The following is a 17421-nucleotide window of genomic DNA, read 5'->3' on the forward strand; positions in this document are numbered from 1 at the left end:
TACGATGAATTTAACGGTAGATATGAAGGAGAATCTTTCAGATATACAAATCAATATCGCTGGAGAAATCGATGTATACTCAGCTCCGGTGGTTCGTGAAAAGCTGATGCCCCTGGCAAACGAGGGGAAGGACATGAGAATCTGCTTAAAAGATGTAAACTATATGGACAGTACGGGTTTAGGCGTTTTTGTAGGCGTGTTTAAAACGGTGAGCAAGGAAGGCGGCTCTCTGAAGCTTGAGAATCTTTCCGACCGGCTCGTCCGTCTGTTTGAAATTACGGGGCTTAAGGACATCATCGACATTTCGGCAAAGTCAGAAGGTGGCGTGCAATGAGTACATCAGTTGATTATATAGAGATGAAAATTCCGGCCGAACCGGAATATGTAGGAATCGTCAGGCTTACGTTATCAGGGGTCGCAAGCAGAATGGGCTATACCTATGATGACATTGAAGATTTAAAAATCGCTGTCAGCGAAGCTTGTACAAACGCTGTCCAGCATGCATACAAAGATGAAAATAAGGGAGAAGTATCCGTGCGGTTCGGTGTGTTTGAGGATCGGCTGGAGGTCATTGTCGCCGATCAGGGAGACAGCTTTGATTTTGATCAGAAGCAGCAGGATCTCGGGCCGTACACACCTTCGCACACAGTCGATCAATTGTCAGAAGGAGGGCTCGGTCTGTATTTAATGGAAACGCTCATGGATGAAGTCAAAGTTCAAAGCAACTCTGGCGTAACCGTGGCGATGACAAAGTATTTAAATGGGGAGCGAGTTGATCATGGCACAACCATCAAAAACTACGAAACTAACTAAAGATGAAGTTGATCGGCTCATACGCGACTTTCAAACACATGATAATAAAGAAGCCCAGGAAACACTCGTCGAGGTGTATACCAATCTCGTCGAAATGCTGGCAAAGAAATATTCAAAAGGAAAAAGCTTTCACGAAGACCTCCGCCAGGTCGGGATGATCGGACTTCTCGGAGCCATTAAACGGTATGATCCCGAGGTCGGCAAATCCTTTGAAGCATTTGCGATTCCGACCATCATCGGCGAGATCAAACGCTTCCTCAGGGATAAAACATGGAGCGTACACGTCCCGAGACGGATTAAAGAACTCGGGCCGCGCATTAAAATGGCGGTGGATCAGCTGACGACAGAGACGCAGCGGTCGCCGAAAGTCGAAGAAATCGCAGCCTTTCTCGATGTGTCAGAAGAGGAAGTGCTTGAAACGATGGAGATGGGAAAAAGCTATCAGGCGCTTTCTGTCGATCACAGCATCGAAGCGGATGCGGACGGAAGCACCGTCACGATTTTAGATATCGTCGGGTCGCAGGAGGAAGGATACGAACGCGTCAACCAGCAGATGATGATCAAAAGCGTGCTTCATGTGCTGTCCGACCGCGAAAAACAGATTATCGATCTAACATTTGTGCAAAATAAAAGCCAAAAAGAAACAGGGGACATTCTCGGAATATCTCAAATGCACGTCTCGCGCCTGCAGCGGAAAGCGGTGAAAAAACTGAGAGAGGCCTTGATTGGAGATCCCTCCATGGAGCTAATGTAATGATTCAGGTTGAAGAAAATGAACATGTTCAAACTCTCGTATACCAATTAAATAAAGAAGGCAAGTCCATATGCGGCGACAGCTTTTTTATGAAGGCGAATGAAGAAGAATTAGTTTGCGCGGTAGCGGACGGTCTCGGCAGCGGATCTCTTGCCAACGAATCCTCGTCAGCCATTAAAGACATCGTGGAAACGTATGCGGATGAGGATGTGGAAAGCATCATTGAGCGCTGCAATCAAGCGATGAAAAACAAAAGAGGGGCGACTGCCTCCATCTTAAAAATCAATTTCATCAAAAGGGAATTGACATACTGCTCGATCGGCAACGTCCGTTTCTTCCTGCACTCCCCATCAGGCGAAGTCTTTCATCCGCTGCCGATTTCGGGTTACCTCTCAGGCAAACCGCAAAGATACAAAACGTATACGTCATCATACGAAAAAGGGGCGAGGTTCATCATCTACACGGATGGGCTTGAGGTTCCGCATATCCGCACCTGCTTAAAGCAGGGACACTCAATAGAAGATATATCAAAATCACTTCATCCGTACACAACATCCAGACGTGATGATTTGACCTATATTCTAGGGCAGCTTTTATCGTAAGGCTGCTTTTTTTATGTTCCGCCGTTTTTTGATACACTAGAGAAAGAATGAAGAGATGGAGGCTTTTGTGATATGGAAACGTTAGCCCTTTTGAAAAAACAAATTGCTGAAGAAACAGCGTTATCCCAAAAACATGTCGAAAGTGTCATCCGCCTGCTGGAAGACGGCAACACCGTCCCGTTTATTGCGCGGTACCGAAAAGAGCAGACCGGCTCAATGGACGAGGTGCAGATTCAGGCAATCTCCGAGCGGTGGCAATACATACAAAACCTGACGCAGCGGAAAGAAGAAGTCATCAGATTGATCTCTGAGCAGGACAAGCTGACGGAAGGGCTGAAGCAAAAAATCGAACAAGCGGTCAAGCTTCAGGAAGTCGAGGATTTATACCGTCCCTTCAAACAAAAACGGAAAACAAAAGCCACCGTCGCCAAAAGCAAAGGCCTTAAACCGCTTGCGGACTATATTCTTTCTCTCCCGAAAGAAAACCGCCTTCACGACATCGCTGATCAATATATCAGTGCAGAAAAAGAAGTCGCTTCAAGAGAGGAAGCCATTGAAGGCGCGAAGCACATCATAGCCGAACAAATCTCGGATGATCCTCATTTCAGAAAGTGGATCCGCCAGGAAACGTATAAAAAAGGAATTCTCACTTCCGCGGCAGGCAAGTCAGCCGCAGATGACGAGAAAAACGTCTATGAAATGTACTACGAGTACGAAGAGCCGATCCAAAAGGTCGTTCCTCACAGAGTGCTTGCGATGAACCGCGGTGAAAAAGAAGGCATTTTAAAGATTGCGATCGAACCGCCCGCCGATCAGATAAAAACTTATTTAGAAAAGCAAATCATCAAACGCCGTGAAACGCCTGTGAAAGAAACGCTGAAAGAAGCCATTGAGGACAGTTACAAACGTCTGATCCAGCCGGCTATTGAGCGCGATATCCGCAAAGAGCTGTCAGAAAAAGCAGACGCGCAGGCGATTCATATTTTCGCTGAAAACCTGCGTAAGCTCCTGCTGCAGCCGCCGATGAAGGGGAAAGTTGTGCTCGGCGTCGATCCGGCCTTCCGTACGGGGTGCAAACTGGCAGTTGTTGATGAGACGGGAAAAGTGCTGAAAATCGACGTCATTTACCCGCACGCTCCCGTAAAAAAGACAGCGGAAGCCCGGAAAAAAATCAAAGAATTGCTGGACCGGTACGAAGTCGAGGTTGTGGCGATCGGAAACGGCACGGCATCACGGGAGACAGAGCAATTCGTCGTTGATGTGCTGAAAGAAACAGAGCGGGACATTTATTATGTCATCGTCAATGAGGCCGGAGCAAGCGTGTATTCCGCGTCAGAAATCGCCCGTGAAGAATTTCCGGATTTTCAGGTCGAAGAGCGCAGCGCCGTCTCCATCGCGCGGAGATTGCAGGACCCGCTGGCCGAGCTTGTAAAAATTGATCCTAAATCCGTCGGCGTCGGGCAATACCAGCATGATGTGAGCCAAAAGCATTTAAATGAATCACTCCGTTTTGTCGTAGAGACCGTCGTCAACCAAGTCGGGGTGAATGTCAATACAGCATCCGCCGCGCTGCTTCAATATGTAGCCGGGTTATCCAAAACCGTTGCCGGCAATATCGTCAAAAAAAGGGAAGAGCTCGGAAAATTTACAAACCGCAAAGAGCTGAAAGAAATCCCGCGTCTCGGCGCAAAAACATATGAACAGTGCATCGGCTTTTTGAGAGTGCCCGGAGGACCGGAGCCGCTCGACCGCACCGGGATACACCCGGAAAGCTATAAAGAGACAAAGGCGCTGCTCAAAAAACTGCAGCTCACTGCGGATCAGATCGGAAGCGCGGACGCAAAAGAGAAAATCAGCGCACTGCCGCTGTCTGAAACGGCTGAAGAGCTTGGTATAGGAGAAATTACGCTTGCGGATATTTGCGGGCAGCTGACAAGGCCGGAGCGAGATCCTCGTGACGAAGTGCCGAAGCCTTTGCTGAAAAAAGACGTTCTGCAGCTTGAGGATTTAAAGGAAGGAATGGAATTGCAGGGCACCGTCCGCAACGTTGTAGACTTCGGCGCTTTCGTCGATATCGGCGTCAAACAGGACGGGCTTGTGCACATTTCAAAACTGAGCAATCAATTCGTCAAACATCCTCTCGACGTCGTATCGGTCGGAGACATCGTCACCGTATGGGTTGAAGGGGTTGACGTGCAAAAAGGCAGAGTGTCGCTGTCTATGGTAAAATAAAAGCACTGCTTACGAGCAGTGTTTTTTTCTGTAGAAATACCAGCACTGGTTCAGCAGTTTGATTTGGTAATTGTCCTTTTCTAAAAACGCTTTTTGCATTTGTTTCATCAGCCAATTCGGCATGGCTCATTCCTCCTCAGCTTTTAGTTAGAGGTCGGTTTTAACTCATTGTATGCGAACGGTGAATTGTCCCGTTCAATGTTTTTAAAGCGGGGTGCACTTATGGATAACGAACAACTTCAACAGCTGACGGAAGACATCTCTGCACAAGATTTCGGAAAGCCGTTCCGTCACAGAGCCTTCTTCAATGACCGGCTGAAAACGACAGGCGGCCGGTACATGCTGTCTTCCCATAACATCGAATTAAACCGCAAATATCTGCTCGAACACGGGCAGAGCGAGCTGGTAGGAATCATCAAACACGAGCTGTGCCATTATCATCTTCATCTTGAGGGAAAAGGGTACAAGCACAGAGACAAAGACTTCAGAGACCTGCTTCAGAAAGTCGGAGCGCCGAGATTCTGCACGCCGCTGCAAACCAAAAAGACACAAAAGAAAACATATATGTATAGATGCGCGGCCTGCGGCCAACAGTATATAAAGAAGCAGGCAATGAACCCGGAAAGATATGCCTGCGGAAAGTGCAGAGGAAAAATCAAAAGAATTTTTTAAAAAGGCTTGACTCATTTTAATGTTCTATGTTAAATTATAAAAGTCGTTGAGAGACAACGACACTTTCTTAAAAAAATAAATGTTGCTTCTTGACACAATATGTCGCATCATTTATAATAAAGAAAGTCTGATTATTCCACAGTAGCTCAGTGGTAGAGCTATCGGCTGTTAACCGATCGGTCGCAGGTTCGAATCCTGCCTGTGGAGCCATATGGAGAAGTACTCAAGTGGCTGAAGAGGCGCCCCTGCTAAGGGTGTAGGTCGCGTAAGCGGCGCGAGGGTTCAAATCCCTCCTTCTCCGCCAGATAAGTTCTCAACCAGACGGCCCGTTGGTCAAGCGGTTAAGACACCGCCCTTTCACGGCGGTAACACGGGTTCGAATCCCGTACGGGTCACCATTTACCTTCGTTGGGCTATAGCCAAGCGGTAAGGCAACGGACTTTGACTCCGTCATGCGTTGGTTCGAATCCAGCTAGCCCAGCCATTTTATTTAAAAATTTTGAATCACTTTTAGAGCGAGCCATTAGCTCAGTTGGTAGAGCATCTGACTTTTAATCAGAGGGTCGAAGGTTCGAGTCCTTCATGGCTCACCACTTGTCACGCGGGTGTGGCGGAATTGGCAGACGCGCTAGACTTAGGATCTAGTGTCTTACGACGTGGGGGTTCGAGTCCCTTCACCCGCACTTTCTTTTCAAAGTGCTGATCATCATCACTAGCTTATATGCTTAGTGGAAAGACAGCTTCATAGCACGCGGTCGTGGCGGAATGGCAGACGCGCTAGGTTGAGGGCCTAGTGGGTGAATAACCCGTGGAGGTTCAAGTCCTCTCGGCCGCATCAATGATACCAAGGGTTTAACCACCTTTGGTATTTTTTTGTGCTTATTTTTAAATGATCTACTATCCACAAACTGCCCGCTTACCTAAAGTAAGTCATCTGCAGTAGACATCGCATAAATATTTTCATCATTATAGGTAGTTACTAATGCCTCAAACTCCAATTTGCAAAAGCAGAGGAAGTATTGCTAAGCATGGAGGGAAAACAAAGATGCCTTGTTATATGATCAGTTATTAGAATTTAGACACGAGATAATAGGGCAGGGGCATAAAGGTACTGAAAAGCCTTAATCTTTTTTAAAAGGTTAAGCCTTTTTTGGGCTATAAATGTAATCGGTGTCCAATTAGTTGCCCTGAATTCATGAAAAAGGATAAAATAGGTGTAAATAAGTTGTTATTTTAAAATTAGAATCAATTCTTTATCACAAAAGCAATAATAACTAATCAGCGAAGAAAGGATAACAGTCAAATGAAAACATTAGTTATCGTTATACACCCTAATTTGGAAACGTCTGTTGTCAACAGAACCTGGATGAATCGTTTAAAGCAAGAGAATGACATTACGGTTCATGACCTGTACGGTGAATACCCTAATTTTATCATTGATGTAGAAAAAGAGCAGCAGCTCCTGTTAGATCATGAGCGTATCGTTTTTCAGTTCCCAATGTATTGGTACAGCAGTCCCGCGTTACTCAAACAATGGGAAGATGATGTGTTAACACATGGCTGGGCTTATGGAACTGGAGGTACTAAATTGCATGGAAAAGAACTACTCTTAGCTATCTCCTTAGGCGCACAGGAATCTGATTATCAAGCAGGCGGAGAATATAATATCACGATCAGCGAGCTTATCAGACCGTTTCAAGTCACTGCTAGCTATATAGGAATGCGTTTTCTTCCTGCCTTTACACAATATGGGACACTTCACCTTTCAAAAGAAGATGTTAAGAACAGTGCGGAGAAATTGGTTGACTATCTTAAAGCTGAGCATTGATCCGGTATTCGCGAGGGAAGTTGAAATAAATGATGTGAAACTAATTACAGCAGGGCGATGAGTACATATTTCTTGATGAAATGTAGATTTCCTTGGTCTCTAATCGGTGCCCAGTTTGTGCTCAGAATTCATGAAAAATGATGAAAATAAGTATAAATAAAATAAACAGATGCTTTGAATAAAAGCTTTTGTAACTCATGATAGGTTTTTACTAGGTTGAGGGACCAGCGGGTGAATGACCCGTGGAGGTGCAAGTCCTCTCGGCCGCATCAATGATACCAAGGGTAATAAAGAGATCCTTGGTATTTTTTGTGCTTATTTTTAAAAGATCTACTGCCCACTTACCTAAAGTAAGTCATCTGCAGTAGACATCGCACAAATATTTTCATCATTATAGGTAGTTACTAATGCCTCAAACTCCAATTTGCCAAAGCAGAGAAAGTGCTGCTAAGCAAGGAAGAATACCAAGACTTCGAGGAAAATGTTTGCTGATGTTGAAAATTTTTCGATTGAAGTCGTTGATTATTTTCATGAACGAGGAAGCTTAATGCTCTCTACGAAAATTAAAAAAGGGGAGATTATTGATGAAAATCAGCCGGTGTCTATTGGCTGCAGTGATTTTAGGTAGTGTATTTTCAATAACTTATTTGCAAAGTGATCAAAATACTCAAACTATCTGGACAATACTTTGCTTGGTTCTTATTTGTCGATAGTCGCCGTAACGAAAACCAGCGAAAAAACTGAATTTCATCCTTCTTTCCTGGTTTACAATGTTATTTGGCGCTGGTATGGATATTCGTCTAGTCTTTTAAGGTACAGTTGAACCAATCATCCACTATGCCGTTAGCTCTCCATCAGGTGAAACAGAAACCCCCAGACTTTAGAGAAGCATTACGCTATACATTCTGGGACTGCATGCTTGGACCGTTTATACGCTTGTATAATGTGGATTTGATAATTAAGGAGTCGATATTATTAAATGAAGTTTAACAAGAAAAAAATTAACGTTGTAGACATTCAAAAAGCGAAGAAAAGCGTGTTTGCTACAGGGATAGGAAACGCGATGGAATGGTTTGATTTTGCTTTATATTCTTATTTGGCAGTTATTATTAGTAAAAACTTTTTCAGTCCGGTTCAAAACGATGAATTAAAGTTAATATTTACTTTTGCTACATTTGCAATTGCCTTCTTACTTAGACCGGTAGGCGGAATTATTTTTGGTAAAGTGGGTGATAAATTTGGTCGGAAAATAGTATTAACAATTACTATTTTAATGATGGCTTTATCTACTTTAATAATTGGTGTGCTTCCTACCTATGACCAGATTGGTGTATGGGCCCCTATATTATTACTCTTAGCTCGTATTCTGCAAGGTTTTTCTGTGGGTGGAGAGTACGCTGGTGCAATGGTATATATCGCAGAATCTTCTCCAGATAATAAACGTATAAGGTTAGGCAGCGGTTTAGAAATCGGGACATTATCTGGTTATATAGTAGCGTCTGTTTTAGTTACAGTACTTTTCTGGACTTTATCTGATGTTCAAATGAATAGTTGGGGATGGAGAATTCCTTTCTTCTTAAGTATTCCAATAGGATTATTTGGTTTATATTTGAGAAGTCATTTAGATGAATCACCAATCTTTGAAAATGACATCTCTGAAAACCAAGAACAACAACCAGGTTTATTAGAAGTCATTAAAACATATAAAAAAGATATCTTTTTATGTATCGTATTTGTGGCATTTTTCAATATAACCAATTACCTATTGTTAGGTTATATGCCTTCTTATTTAGATGAGAACCTTGGTATAAGTGATAATATAAGTACACCGGTTACAGCAATTGTATTGATTATTATGGTACCGTTCGCTTTAACTTTTGGTAAATTGGGAGATAAATTAGGAAATAAAAAAGTTATAACAATTGGATTAGTATTAGGAATTGTATTTTCGATTATCTCTTTTCAATTTCTTAATATGGGGAGTCTAATATTCTTATTTATAGGACTTTTAATGTTAGGTATTGTATTATCTGTATACGAAGGTACTATGCCAGGATCTTTACCTACGTTGTTCCATACTGACATTAGATATCGAACATTATCCTGGACATTCAACTTATCAGTTTCTATTTTTGGCGGAACAACACCTTTAGTTGCTTCTTGGTTAACCCATGTGACAAGAAACAATTTGGCGCCGGGTTTCTATTTATTAGCAGTTAGTTTAATTGGCTTAATAGTTGTGTTAACCTTATTTAAAGATACTTCAGGTAAATCTTTAAAAGGTTCTTACCCAACAGTTGCTTCTAAAGCTGAGTTTCAAGAAGCTGTTGAAAATCCAAAAGATTCACTGTGGTGGAAAATGGAACAAACAGAAAAGGAATGAAAAAAACATCCATTTAATTGACCGGCTACTCGAAATACAGACTCAGAGTAAGCTGGGATTATCCGAGCAGCAATGACTGCAGCTCTTTTATATTCTGGAGGGCTTACTGCTTTGCAAAAGCAGCGTTGCTATTCTCGATCGTCATTATTTTATTGGTTGTGTCCTAATAATAAAACATTGACGCAAGAACGAAGAGAAATTAAAAGGTCCGAGCAATACAGCAAAATAAGAAATAAGAAGCTTTGTTATGCCAGTTCTTCTCCCGAAGGAGAGCTGGCTTTTTATTTTCTATATGGGGCCCAAAGCAGAAAACGAGAACTTGTACGCTAACTAATAATCCTATTGTTTTTATCAACAAAGGTTTTTTGGATATGAAGAGGGTGAACTGGTGAAAAAATGGAGTTTGTTGTGGAGTTAGCTTTTCAATTAGGGACATCTCAACAACAAAATAATAACCAGCCCGATTAAAAAGCTCATCAAAAGTTCCATTATTCCAACGTTAATATATTTGCGATAAGTTATTGAATCAATATACGATCCACTCAATTATTTGAGTGGATCTGTTTGTTTTTTATTTATTTGCAGCAGTCTCTAAGTGACGAAACAATAGATGAATTAAAACCCTTTACGCAGCCAAGTTGCGGCAAGATCAATTGCTCCGCGCGCAGCTTCAGTTTTAGCTAAGGCGTTGAGCATCACGAAATCGTGAATGATACCTAATGCAGTATTTGATAAAACCGGTTGTAATGAAGAAGAAATTAAAAGTTATAACAAGGAAATTCGTAATTTACTTAACATGCTGACAACTGAGCAATAGTTTTATGAATATAGATGGAGGGCCCTGCGGGTGAATAACCCTTGGAGGTTCAAGTCCTCTCGGCTGCATCAATGTTACCAAGGGTTGTAGACGCCCTTGGTATTTTTTTGCGGAAAATTCATCTGTTACTGTATAGTAGGCCGTATGATTTGTCAGTCACCTTCATCCTTCTGCTGACTGCGTGCGGCGGTAGTAAATATGATAATGCAATTAATGAAGTGATGAAGCAGGAGAAGAAAGTCAGAAAAGAAATACGAGCAGATTCAGATGAGTACAAAAGAGGTAACGCCATAATTCGTGTATATGATGACGGGAAGTATATTCAACTTGCGTTTTATCTGCCAGAAGAAAGTTCTCGCAAGAGCTGACTGCTTATTCTTTATTATGAGAAGCTTGGAGATTCTTATGAGGAAATGACACATATGCCGGGTGATAGTGATGGCGACCGCCTTGGTCTTTATAAGAAAACACCTGATTATAAAGAGGTTAAAAGCAAGGAAACAAAAACAATGTGCTTGTTCATTCCTGATAGGGGAACAATTGTTTCACCGTTAAGTTGTTGTGTGAGAGCCAGTATGTTAAAATGCTACGTAGATTTAATAATAAAGTTTAGATTCAAGGAGATTTATTTATGAAGTTGGATGAATTCACCATCGGGCAGGTTTTTCAAACTAAATCTTTTGAATTAACAAAAGAGAATATAATGAATTTTGCAGAAGTGTATGACCCACAATACATGCATTTAAATGAAGAAAAAGCAAAAATGGGCAGATTTAATGGAATTATTGCTTCTGGAATACAAACGTTATCTATTACTTTTAAGCTTTGGATTGAAGAAGGGTGTCATGAAGACGATATTATTGCTGGGACAGGAATGAATAATATAAAATTCCTAGCACCCGTTTACCCTAATGATAAACTGCACACTATTGTTAAGGTTATTGATAAAAAACCAAATAAAAGCCAGACGGGGATACTTACTGTATTGTTATCTACCTATAATCAGAAAGAAGAAAAAGTGTTTGAAGGTGAGTTATCAGTATTAATGAAACGCTAAATGACTTTTGTGGCATATCATCGTCACCTTTCATTTTTTATAGGTGTCTGGATGAAATAAGCAATCATCTTAATGAATTGAGTGGACTTTGAGTCTGCTCTTTTTTATTTGTTCAACCTATGTCAAGAAACAAAGGACTAACAATAACGAAAAAATCATCTCGTAAATACGAATTTAAACATTGCTGACTTGAGGTTTTTTGCATATTTCTCTGTATCACTGCACCGGATGAATATCTATAATGAGCGTTCTATCCTTCGATGTTATGTCTCCTTTTTACTTTTTGGTTTTGTCAGTTCAAAGCTGTACTTTACCATGTCATGGATTTGGTGCTCTGGGAGTCCCTCATCTAAGGTAAGAGTATTCCAATGCTCCTTGTTCATATGGTATCCGGGCTTGATTTCTTCAAAAAGACCACGTAGAAAATCAGCCCTTTCAGGTTCGCATTTAAGGTTGACACATAAGTGTTCGTCGCGGGTGAAGATAAGTGCAAATATTTTCTTATTCCCTTTGTGCCGAATTGCAGTCCAACCATCTCCAAAAGGATGGTCTTCATAAGAGTTTGGAAAGGTTAGGCAGTAATCTTTTATTTCATCATAATTCATTATCAATTCACTCCATACCTCATTATTTTTATATACAGAACATATTTGTTCAAACTAAGATTTGCGGTTTCTTTTATACCAATCCGAGATTTCCTCAAGTCTTTGTTTGAACTTAGCTTCTGAACCTTGAGTTGTTGGATAGTAATACTCACCCCTATTAAAGAATCTGGCATCGTCTGCATTGTCGTTAATTTTTCCTCTGTATCATGAGCATATTTATATCCCTTACCGTAATCTAAATCTTTCATCAAAAGGAGCAGACTTTATGTCTGCTCTTTTTTTGTTCATGAAAAAGCCATTTTTCTTATCCTCAATCTGATAAAAGATTTTCTGTGAAATCATTTAACAATTATTGGTCAATTTTTCTTTTTCAATAATATCCTTTACCACATCATCAATTGTGATATGCCCAAGAGCTTTTTCCAAGGCAGATTGGGCGATTTCAAATATTGGACCAATTGTACTTTGAATGTTCCGGCCTACAGGACATTGAGGATTGGGATTTTCATGTATACTAAACAATTCTTTATCTTGAACAACATGAACTGCTCTATAAACATCAAGTAAGGTGATTTCAGTTAAATCCCTCGCTAATTCAGCTCCTGCAATACCTGGCCGAACTTTTACTAAACCTGCTTTTTTCAGCATCCCCATAATTTTTCTTATGAAGGCGGGATTTGTATTTACACTTCCAGCTAAAAATTCAGAAGTGCTAATTCCGTCTTCATTTATTTCAATAAGAGCCAATATATGAATTCCTACAGCAAAACGGCTGCTAATAGACATGATTTCTTCACCATCCTAATTACGTTACACTCTTTATAGTACACTTGTAACTGAATGTATTACAAGTTCTTTTACTCTAATATGCTCAATTAACAAGATGATAAAAGTATTGACAAATAAATAAGGTGTAACTAAAATTATTACATGTAATCGATATGGTTACATTTAAAATTTTGAATGATTAGGAGGACTTTAAATTGAAAATTGGAATCATTGGTGCAACCGGAAAAGCTGGAAGTCTTATCTTGAAAGAAGCGGTAAGCAGGGGACATGAAGTAACTGCAATTGTAAGAGATGCTGCAAAACTTAAAGAGGAAAAGATTTCAATCATTGAAAAAAATATAATTGATCTTACATCGGATGATCTAAAAAAGTTAGATGTAGCAGTTAATGCCTTCGGTGCTCCATTAGGAGAAGAACAGGCACATGTAGATGCTGGCCGGGCATTAATTAGGGCATTAAAAGGAACGGGCACAAGAGCTGTAATTGTAGGTGGAGCAGGGAGTCTTTATGTAGACGAAAATAAAACTGTCAGTGTAATGGATACACCTGATTTCCCGGAGATTTTTATTCCAACAGCTAAAGGCCAAGGTCGTAACTTGCAAGAACTAAAGGAAACTTCTGATATTAACTGGACATTTATCAGTCCTTCAGCGGTATTTGACCCAGACGGGAAAAGAACTGGATTTTATCAGTCAGGAAAAGATCATCTTCTTGTGAATTCGAAAGGCGAAAGTTATATCAGCTATGCAGACTATGCAATTGCAGTATTGGATGAAATTGAAAATCCAAAACATATAAATGAACGATTTACAGTTATTGGAGAAGCTGAATAAGTTATTGAGTAGAAACAAAGGGGTACCATTAGTGTCATCGCTAATGGTATCTTTCTTCTAAGAATGTACGGAGACATTGAAAACTTTGCAATCAGAGCAGCTGATTTATTCGAGTTGATGATAGAGTAGGTGCTTAGTGAGTTGGACCAAAAAAATATGTATAAATAGCTCTGACTAAAACCTTTGTGGGTTAGTTAGAGCTTTTGTAAACCCACTCGTTTTCGTGAGTGGGCTTTTTTAAAATACATCTATCAACATGATATTTATTATTAAGTACGGTAAGGGGTCCGTCAAAACTTCTAAATTACAGAAGTTTATTTTCATGGTAGTTTAATCATGATGTCACTTTCGAATAATATCGATTAAACTTGATTGAATAGATCAAGACATAAATAACGATTAGTGCGGCAAATGTGTTTAGAACAATTAATGAGTGATTCAAGCTAAAGAAACTGGTCAAAATGCCGACTCCAATTGGAGGGATAATGAATCCGGAATAAGCGCACAAATAAAATGCTGATATTACTCTCGGTCGTTCTTCCGGCTTAGGCAGCTGTCCGGCAAACCTTAATGCTGCTTGGAACGACCAACCGGCGCCGACCCCTTGGATAAGCATTCCAATCCAGAGCATCCATAAATCGCCTGTCTGTCTGGAGAAAACAATGATCCACGGACCGATGGCCAGCAATACAATTCCGATGCGCATTCGCTTAACTGGATTCTGTACCCACGGGAAGAATTGTATCAAGGCAGCCACGCCTAAGAGTATGAACACCAACACACCTGCTAATGAGAGATTAGAGGAGTGAATGACGTTTTTGACATAGGAAGGAATGACGGAAAATACGATTCCGCCTAACATGAAGAATGTAAAAGCCGGAAGTCCAATAAATGAAATAAAATGGGATCGTATATTTTCCGGTATACCGAGCGAAATTTTTGTATTCAGCGGTTTTGGTTCTTCTTTAAGACTCGGTAACATTTCCAGAAATACTAAAGAACTCAATAGCATGGCAAGCAAAAGCCAAAATGGCATTCGAAGCGGCTGAACCTGCACATATTGCAACACTAGACCAGATATAGCCGGACCCATGCCGAATCCAACGTTTACGAATACTCCCGATAACTTAATAGCAGTACTTAGATGCTGGCGAGAGGTTTGTGATAATAAAAATGTGGTGGCCGTTCCTGTAAAAGCGCCATATGCAATGCCTTCCAAAATCCTTGCCGCAAATAGCATCCAGACGTTCTGGCTCCCTATGAAAAGCAACGTTGACGCGATGGATAGCCAGATGCTGATGCGAAGGATCTTCTTTAATCCCCAGGTGCTCCCCTTGGCTCCTACGATTAGCAAGGTCGGAACCAAGATAACGGCATAAACAGCAAACAACATTGTAATCTCTAGGCTGCTCATTTGATAGTGACTCCCGTATATAGGGAATAATGATGAAATATAAGTGGCTCCGCAAGACATCATCAGAATAATCCAAAACATTCTCTTCATCTTTCGTTCTCCTCGCACTTTATTAGTAAATCCGTTTTATTTGAGAATGATCGTTCTTAATAGGGTAAAAAATTATTTCTTTAAAATGGATAATGTCGTATCCACGATCTGCTCTAATTTATCTCTGTTATCTGTTGTCTTGATCATCACTCGAAGCCCGATTAAAGCATTATTTATATATTGGGATAGTAATTCCGCGTTTTGCCTCTTATCGAGTTCTCCGGACTGCTGACCTGCCTCAATGAGTTCACGGATTAGACGCTCTGTATCGGTTAATCGTTGATCTACCCAATCCTTACATTCGGAATCATGCAGAGCCAGTTCAACTGCTGTGTTTACGATCAAACATCCTTTAGGGTATTCGCCTTCTCCTCTAGTAATGACTCTATCGAACAACTGCCGGATTGCTTCAACTGCAGTAAGATTCTCTTTATTGATTTTTTTCTTCGACTGCAATTGAGTGTAACGGTTTAAAGCCTTAATGTATAACGAATGCTTATCTCCGAAGGTATCATACAAACTTCTCTTGTGCACTCCCATATGGTTAACTAAGTCTGTCATGGAAGTTTTCTCATACCCTTGTTCCCAAAATAAACGAACAGCTTTAAGCAGTACTGCATCTTCATCAAATTCCTTGGTTCTAGCCACTAAATTCCCCTCCTTGTGATGGTAATCATAACATATTGAGAACGATCGGTAAAGAATAATTATGATCCATTCCTCTTCTTATCTTTAGAACGATCCTGTCCTTTTGTCATAAATGGGGTCAATCTAAGATTGGGAAAGATCAGTTTCAAAAGGATCTTTTTTCTTTAAAACGGTGGCTATTTTAAGATACATGGCACCAATGATATGTCATGTAACTTTTTGGAAATGAAAAACTACTCCATTTTTACTCCACAATATGAATATTCAAAGGTTTTATAACAGAAAACACAGTTTTACTTTATTGATGGCCCAACGGGTGAATAACCCGTGGAGGTTCAAGTCCTCTCGGCCGCATCTCAATGATACCAAGGGTTTTGACACCTTTGGTATTTTTTTGTTGTAAGCGCATGTGGCATTAAAAAAAGTGCTGACCTCTGCACAAAATCTTTGTGCGAGTCTGCACTTTTATTCTGCAAGATACACTGCCATTATCACCGATTACGGGCGTTTATTTAATCCGTTCTTAGCCGAGCTGATACCTGGCTTTTAGAAGTTTTTTTTAAGTGGTTAAAACCAACAAATTTTTTGCCTTCTTCATCCCATAGACGGAACTTTAACGACTTAAAACTTGTTGCCAGTGTGATGGTCGGAACGTTTTGCAATGGTTCAGTGTTGTTATGCACGATTTCAAGCTTATAGTTTGGGACTCTTGGGCTTAAATGATGAACATGATGGAAACCGATATTGCCTGTCAGCCACTGCATGACTTTTGGAAGCTTATAAAAAGAGCTTCCTTCAACGGCTGCTTTTACATATTCCCAATGCTCATCTTCTTCGAAATATGAATCCTCAAACGTATGCTGAATATAAAACATCCAAATTCCGAGGGATCCCGATATCATAAAAATTGGCGTCTGGACCAGCAGAAAGTTTTGCCAGCCGATAGCCCAACATAAAAGTGCTGCCAAAGCGACGATCCCCAGGTTCGTTACATATGTATTCATCCGTTCTTTGCGTTTTGCCCCTTTACGATTAAAACGATTGGTAATCCCGAAGACGTAAATCGGTCCGATAATAAACATAACAAACGGATTTCTGTACAAACGGTACATTATTTTTGTCTTAGTTGAGGCTTCTTTATATTCCTCAACAGTCAGTACCCAAATATCGCCCGTACCGCGTTTGTCCAGGTTGCTGCTTGTCGCATGATGGACAGAATGATCGTGTGCCCAATGATCAAACGGATGCAGAGTCAGAATTCCTGTAATTGTTCCAAGGATTCGATTCGCCTTTCGGTTCTTAAAAAAGGAATAGTGGCAGCAATCATGAAAGATGATGAAGGTTCTCACTAAAAAACCTGCCGCAACGACAGAAATCGCTGATGTAAGGATATAAGAAATCGACAAGCTCTTATAGGCCAAACACCATAACAGGAAAAACGGCACCAATGTGTTAATGATTTGACAAATACTTTTGTGTAAATCGGACTTTTCATAAGGGGTAACCAGTTTTCTCAAAGTCCTTAGGTTTTGTTCATTCATTTTTAAAAGCTTCCCCTTCCCTGATGTTCTTAATCTGCGTATAGAAAACGTTTTATTGCCTTTGAAGTCCCAGCTGTCATACTCCATGTATGATAAGTATCTTTCCTAATCTTATGTAAAACTATTGAAGGTCAGAAACTGTTCTCCATCTCGATTAAATCTTTATTAGCAATGGCCAGCCGGGATACAAAAAGCGTATGAAGATTATACCCGGCTCTTTATCGGGCCAAACTCTCTCCATGCTCCCCTATGTGAATCGGTTTATTTAGACCGTAAACATTGATTGTTTGAGGAACAAACATGACAAGTTAATACCGTTAAAATAGGGGGTATACTTGAATGA

Annotated in this window: 17 protein-coding genes, 7 tRNA genes and 4 pseudogenes; 21 read left to right on the forward strand and 7 right to left on the reverse strand. The window is 40.7% G+C overall.

The window, feature by feature from the left end:
• Positions 1 to 4 precede the first annotated feature (4 nt).
• From rsbV to NYE38_RS02470, 5 genes are all read left to right on the forward strand, one after another.
• Complete coding sequence (gene rsbV, locus NYE38_RS02450; protein ID WP_003156176.1) at positions 5 to 334, forward strand: anti-sigma factor antagonist RsbV; 330 nt, start codon at positions 5 to 7, stop codon at positions 332 to 334.
• The gene (gene rsbW, locus NYE38_RS02455; protein WP_003156173.1) at positions 331 to 813 is read left to right on the forward strand and encodes an anti-sigma B factor RsbW; all 483 of its coding nucleotides are present in this window, start codon (positions 331 to 333) and stop codon (positions 811 to 813) included. The genes rsbV and rsbW overlap by 4 nt, the downstream gene beginning before the upstream one ends.
• Positions 779 to 1567, forward strand: coding sequence for an RNA polymerase sigma factor SigB (gene sigB / locus NYE38_RS02460; protein ID WP_003156171.1), 789 nt, complete (start codon positions 779 to 781; stop codon positions 1565 to 1567). Before rsbW ends, sigB begins: the two co-directional genes overlap by 35 nt.
• Positions 1567 to 2169, forward strand: a complete 603-nt coding sequence (locus tag NYE38_RS02465) for a PP2C family serine/threonine-protein phosphatase (RefSeq protein ID WP_007410234.1) — start codon at positions 1567 to 1569, stop codon at positions 2167 to 2169. Before sigB ends, NYE38_RS02465 begins: the two co-directional genes overlap by 1 nt.
• A gap of 72 nt (positions 2170 to 2241) precedes the next feature.
• Positions 2242 to 4401 (forward strand): Tex family protein, encoded by a 2160-nt coding sequence (locus tag NYE38_RS02470; RefSeq protein WP_065180973.1) that lies wholly within the window; start codon positions 2242 to 2244, stop codon positions 4399 to 4401.
• Between the two features lie 9 nt (positions 4402 to 4410).
• Here the strand turns inward: NYE38_RS02470 and cmpA are convergent, their stop codons facing one another.
• Entirely contained in the window at positions 4411 to 4524 is a 114-nt protein-coding gene (gene cmpA / locus NYE38_RS02475; protein ID WP_003156164.1) for a cortex morphogenetic protein CmpA, read from the reverse strand.
• Positions 4525 to 4623: 99 nt separating this feature from the next.
• Between cmpA and NYE38_RS02480 the strand changes: the two genes are divergently transcribed.
• The 13 genes and pseudogenes from NYE38_RS02480 (at position 4624) to NYE38_RS02540 (ending at position 9284) form a co-directional block, all read left to right on the forward strand.
• The gene (locus NYE38_RS02480) at positions 4624 to 5073 is read left to right on the forward strand and encodes a SprT family protein (RefSeq protein ID WP_017419220.1); all 450 of its coding nucleotides are present in this window, start codon (positions 4624 to 4626) and stop codon (positions 5071 to 5073) included.
• Positions 5074 to 5208: 135 nt separating this feature from the next.
• Positions 5209 to 5283, forward strand: a tRNA-Asn gene (locus tag NYE38_RS02485).
• Between the two features lie 3 nt (positions 5284 to 5286).
• Positions 5287 to 5377: transfer RNA gene (locus NYE38_RS02490), tRNA-Ser, on the forward strand.
• 19 nt (positions 5378 to 5396) lie between these two features.
• Positions 5397 to 5471, forward strand: a tRNA-Glu gene (locus NYE38_RS02495).
• Positions 5472 to 5482: 11 nt separating this feature from the next.
• Positions 5483 to 5557 (forward strand) — tRNA-Gln (locus NYE38_RS02500).
• 33 nt (positions 5558 to 5590) lie between these two features.
• Positions 5591 to 5666 (forward strand) — tRNA-Lys (locus NYE38_RS02505).
• A gap of 8 nt (positions 5667 to 5674) precedes the next feature.
• Positions 5675 to 5756 (forward strand) — tRNA-Leu (locus NYE38_RS02510).
• Between the two features lie 68 nt (positions 5757 to 5824).
• A tRNA-Leu gene (locus NYE38_RS02515) sits at positions 5825 to 5908 on the forward strand.
• A gap of 468 nt (positions 5909 to 6376) precedes the next feature.
• Complete coding sequence (locus NYE38_RS02520; protein WP_065180990.1) at positions 6377 to 6901, forward strand: NAD(P)H-dependent oxidoreductase; 525 nt, start codon at positions 6377 to 6379, stop codon at positions 6899 to 6901.
• 472 nt (positions 6902 to 7373) lie between these two features.
• Positions 7374 to 7529: pseudogene (locus NYE38_RS02525) on the forward strand (tetratricopeptide repeat protein); the annotation flags it as partial.
• Entirely contained in the window at positions 7486 to 7614 is a 129-nt protein-coding gene (locus NYE38_RS02530; RefSeq protein WP_223204396.1) for a hypothetical protein, read from the forward strand. The pseudogene NYE38_RS02525 and the gene NYE38_RS02530, both read left to right, overlap by 44 nt.
• 12 nt (positions 7615 to 7626) lie before the next feature.
• Positions 7627 to 7782: pseudogene (locus NYE38_RS02535) on the forward strand (BCCT family transporter); the annotation flags it as partial.
• 98 nt (positions 7783 to 7880) lie between these two features.
• A complete protein-coding gene (locus tag NYE38_RS02540) occupies positions 7881 to 9284 on the forward strand; it encodes an MFS transporter (protein WP_021495073.1) in 1404 nt (467 codons plus the stop codon).
• Between the two features lie 615 nt (positions 9285 to 9899).
• Here the strand turns inward: NYE38_RS02540 and NYE38_RS02545 are convergent.
• Positions 9900 to 10001, reverse strand: a pseudogene (locus NYE38_RS02545) (esterase); the annotation flags it as partial.
• A gap of 249 nt (positions 10002 to 10250) precedes the next feature.
• On the opposite strand from NYE38_RS02545, the pseudogene NYE38_RS02550 reads away from it, so the two are divergent.
• Positions 10251 to 10736: pseudogene (locus NYE38_RS02550) on the forward strand (cystatin-like fold lipoprotein).
• Entirely contained in the window at positions 10733 to 11158 is a 426-nt protein-coding gene (locus NYE38_RS02555) for a MaoC family dehydratase (RefSeq protein ID WP_017419214.1), read from the forward strand. The pseudogene NYE38_RS02550 and the gene NYE38_RS02555 overlap by 4 nt, the downstream one beginning before the upstream one ends.
• 263 nt (positions 11159 to 11421) lie before the next feature.
• Here NYE38_RS02555 and NYE38_RS02560 read toward each other — a convergent pair whose 3' ends face one another.
• Together NYE38_RS02560 and NYE38_RS02565 are read right to left on the reverse strand one after the other, a co-directional pair.
• Positions 11422 to 11763 carry an MmcQ/YjbR family DNA-binding protein gene (locus NYE38_RS02560; RefSeq protein ID WP_015239219.1) on the reverse strand — a complete coding sequence of 114 codons (342 nt, stop codon included), beginning with the start codon at positions 11761 to 11763 and terminating at the stop codon, positions 11422 to 11424.
• Between the two features lie 342 nt (positions 11764 to 12105).
• Entirely contained in the window at positions 12106 to 12549 is a 444-nt protein-coding gene (locus tag NYE38_RS02565; protein ID WP_017419213.1) for an Rrf2 family transcriptional regulator, read from the reverse strand.
• Between the two features lie 197 nt (positions 12550 to 12746).
• Between NYE38_RS02565 and NYE38_RS02570 the strand changes: the two genes are divergently transcribed.
• Complete coding sequence (locus NYE38_RS02570; RefSeq protein ID WP_017419212.1) at positions 12747 to 13385, forward strand: NAD(P)-dependent oxidoreductase; 639 nt, start codon at positions 12747 to 12749, stop codon at positions 13383 to 13385.
• Positions 13386 to 13719: 334 nt separating this feature from the next.
• On the opposite strand, the gene NYE38_RS02575 is transcribed toward NYE38_RS02570, so the two are convergent.
• The 3 genes from NYE38_RS02575 to NYE38_RS02585 form a co-directional block, all read right to left on the reverse strand.
• On the reverse strand, positions 13720 to 14889 hold the full coding sequence (locus NYE38_RS02575) for an MFS transporter (RefSeq protein ID WP_017419211.1): 1170 nt from the start codon (positions 14887 to 14889) through the stop codon (positions 13720 to 13722).
• 72 nt (positions 14890 to 14961) lie between these two features.
• The gene (locus NYE38_RS02580; RefSeq protein ID WP_237586965.1) at positions 14962 to 15537 is read right to left on the reverse strand and encodes a TetR/AcrR family transcriptional regulator; all 576 of its coding nucleotides are present in this window, start codon (positions 15535 to 15537) and stop codon (positions 14962 to 14964) included.
• Positions 15538 to 16049: 512 nt separating this feature from the next.
• The gene (locus NYE38_RS02585) at positions 16050 to 17078 is read right to left on the reverse strand and encodes a fatty acid desaturase (RefSeq protein WP_026092308.1); all 1029 of its coding nucleotides are present in this window, start codon (positions 17076 to 17078) and stop codon (positions 16050 to 16052) included.
• Positions 17079 to 17421: the final 343 nt, after the last annotated feature.

The organism is Bacillus sp. EU63 (assembly GCF_038592915.1).
Lineage (GTDB): Bacteria > Bacillota > Bacilli > Bacillales > Bacillaceae > Bacillus > Bacillus velezensis.

Bases quoted from the DNA above. Each gene is read 5' to 3' on its own strand.
- NYE38_RS02560 (WP_015239219.1), bottom strand. From the start codon at position 11,763: ATGAATTATGATGAAATAAAAGATTACTGCCTAACCTTTCCAAACTCT.
- NYE38_RS02540 (WP_021495073.1), top strand. From the start codon at position 7,881: ATGAAGTTTAACAAGAAAAAAATTAACGTTGTAGACATTCAAAAAGCG.
- NYE38_RS02575 (WP_017419211.1), bottom strand. From the start codon at position 14,889: ATGAAGAGAATGTTTTGGATTATTCTGATGATGTCTTGCGGAGCCACT.
- NYE38_RS02530 (WP_223204396.1), top strand. From the start codon at position 7,486: ATGAAAATCAGCCGGTGTCTATTGGCTGCAGTGATTTTAGGTAGTGTA.
- NYE38_RS02520 (WP_065180990.1), top strand. From the start codon at position 6,377: ATGAAAACATTAGTTATCGTTATACACCCTAATTTGGAAACGTCTGTT.
- NYE38_RS02465 (WP_007410234.1), top strand. From the start codon at position 1,567: ATGATTCAGGTTGAAGAAAATGAACATGTTCAAACTCTCGTATACCAA.
- sigB (WP_003156171.1), top strand. From the start codon at position 779: ATGGCACAACCATCAAAAACTACGAAACTAACTAAAGATGAAGTTGAT.
- cmpA (WP_003156164.1), bottom strand. From the start codon at position 4,524: ATGCCGAATTGGCTGATGAAACAAATGCAAAAAGCGTTTTTAGAAAAG.
- rsbW (WP_003156173.1), top strand. From the start codon at position 331: ATGAGTACATCAGTTGATTATATAGAGATGAAAATTCCGGCCGAACCG.
- NYE38_RS02480 (WP_017419220.1), top strand. From the start codon at position 4,624: ATGGATAACGAACAACTTCAACAGCTGACGGAAGACATCTCTGCACAA.
- NYE38_RS02565 (WP_017419213.1), bottom strand. From the start codon at position 12,549: ATGTCTATTAGCAGCCGTTTTGCTGTAGGAATTCATATATTGGCTCTT.
- NYE38_RS02585 (WP_026092308.1), bottom strand. From the start codon at position 17,078: ATGAATGAACAAAACCTAAGGACTTTGAGAAAACTGGTTACCCCTTAT.
- NYE38_RS02470 (WP_065180973.1), top strand. From the start codon at position 2,242: ATGGAAACGTTAGCCCTTTTGAAAAAACAAATTGCTGAAGAAACAGCG.
- rsbV (WP_003156176.1), top strand. From the start codon at position 5: ATGAATTTAACGGTAGATATGAAGGAGAATCTTTCAGATATACAAATC.
- NYE38_RS02555 (WP_017419214.1), top strand. From the start codon at position 10,733: ATGAAGTTGGATGAATTCACCATCGGGCAGGTTTTTCAAACTAAATCT.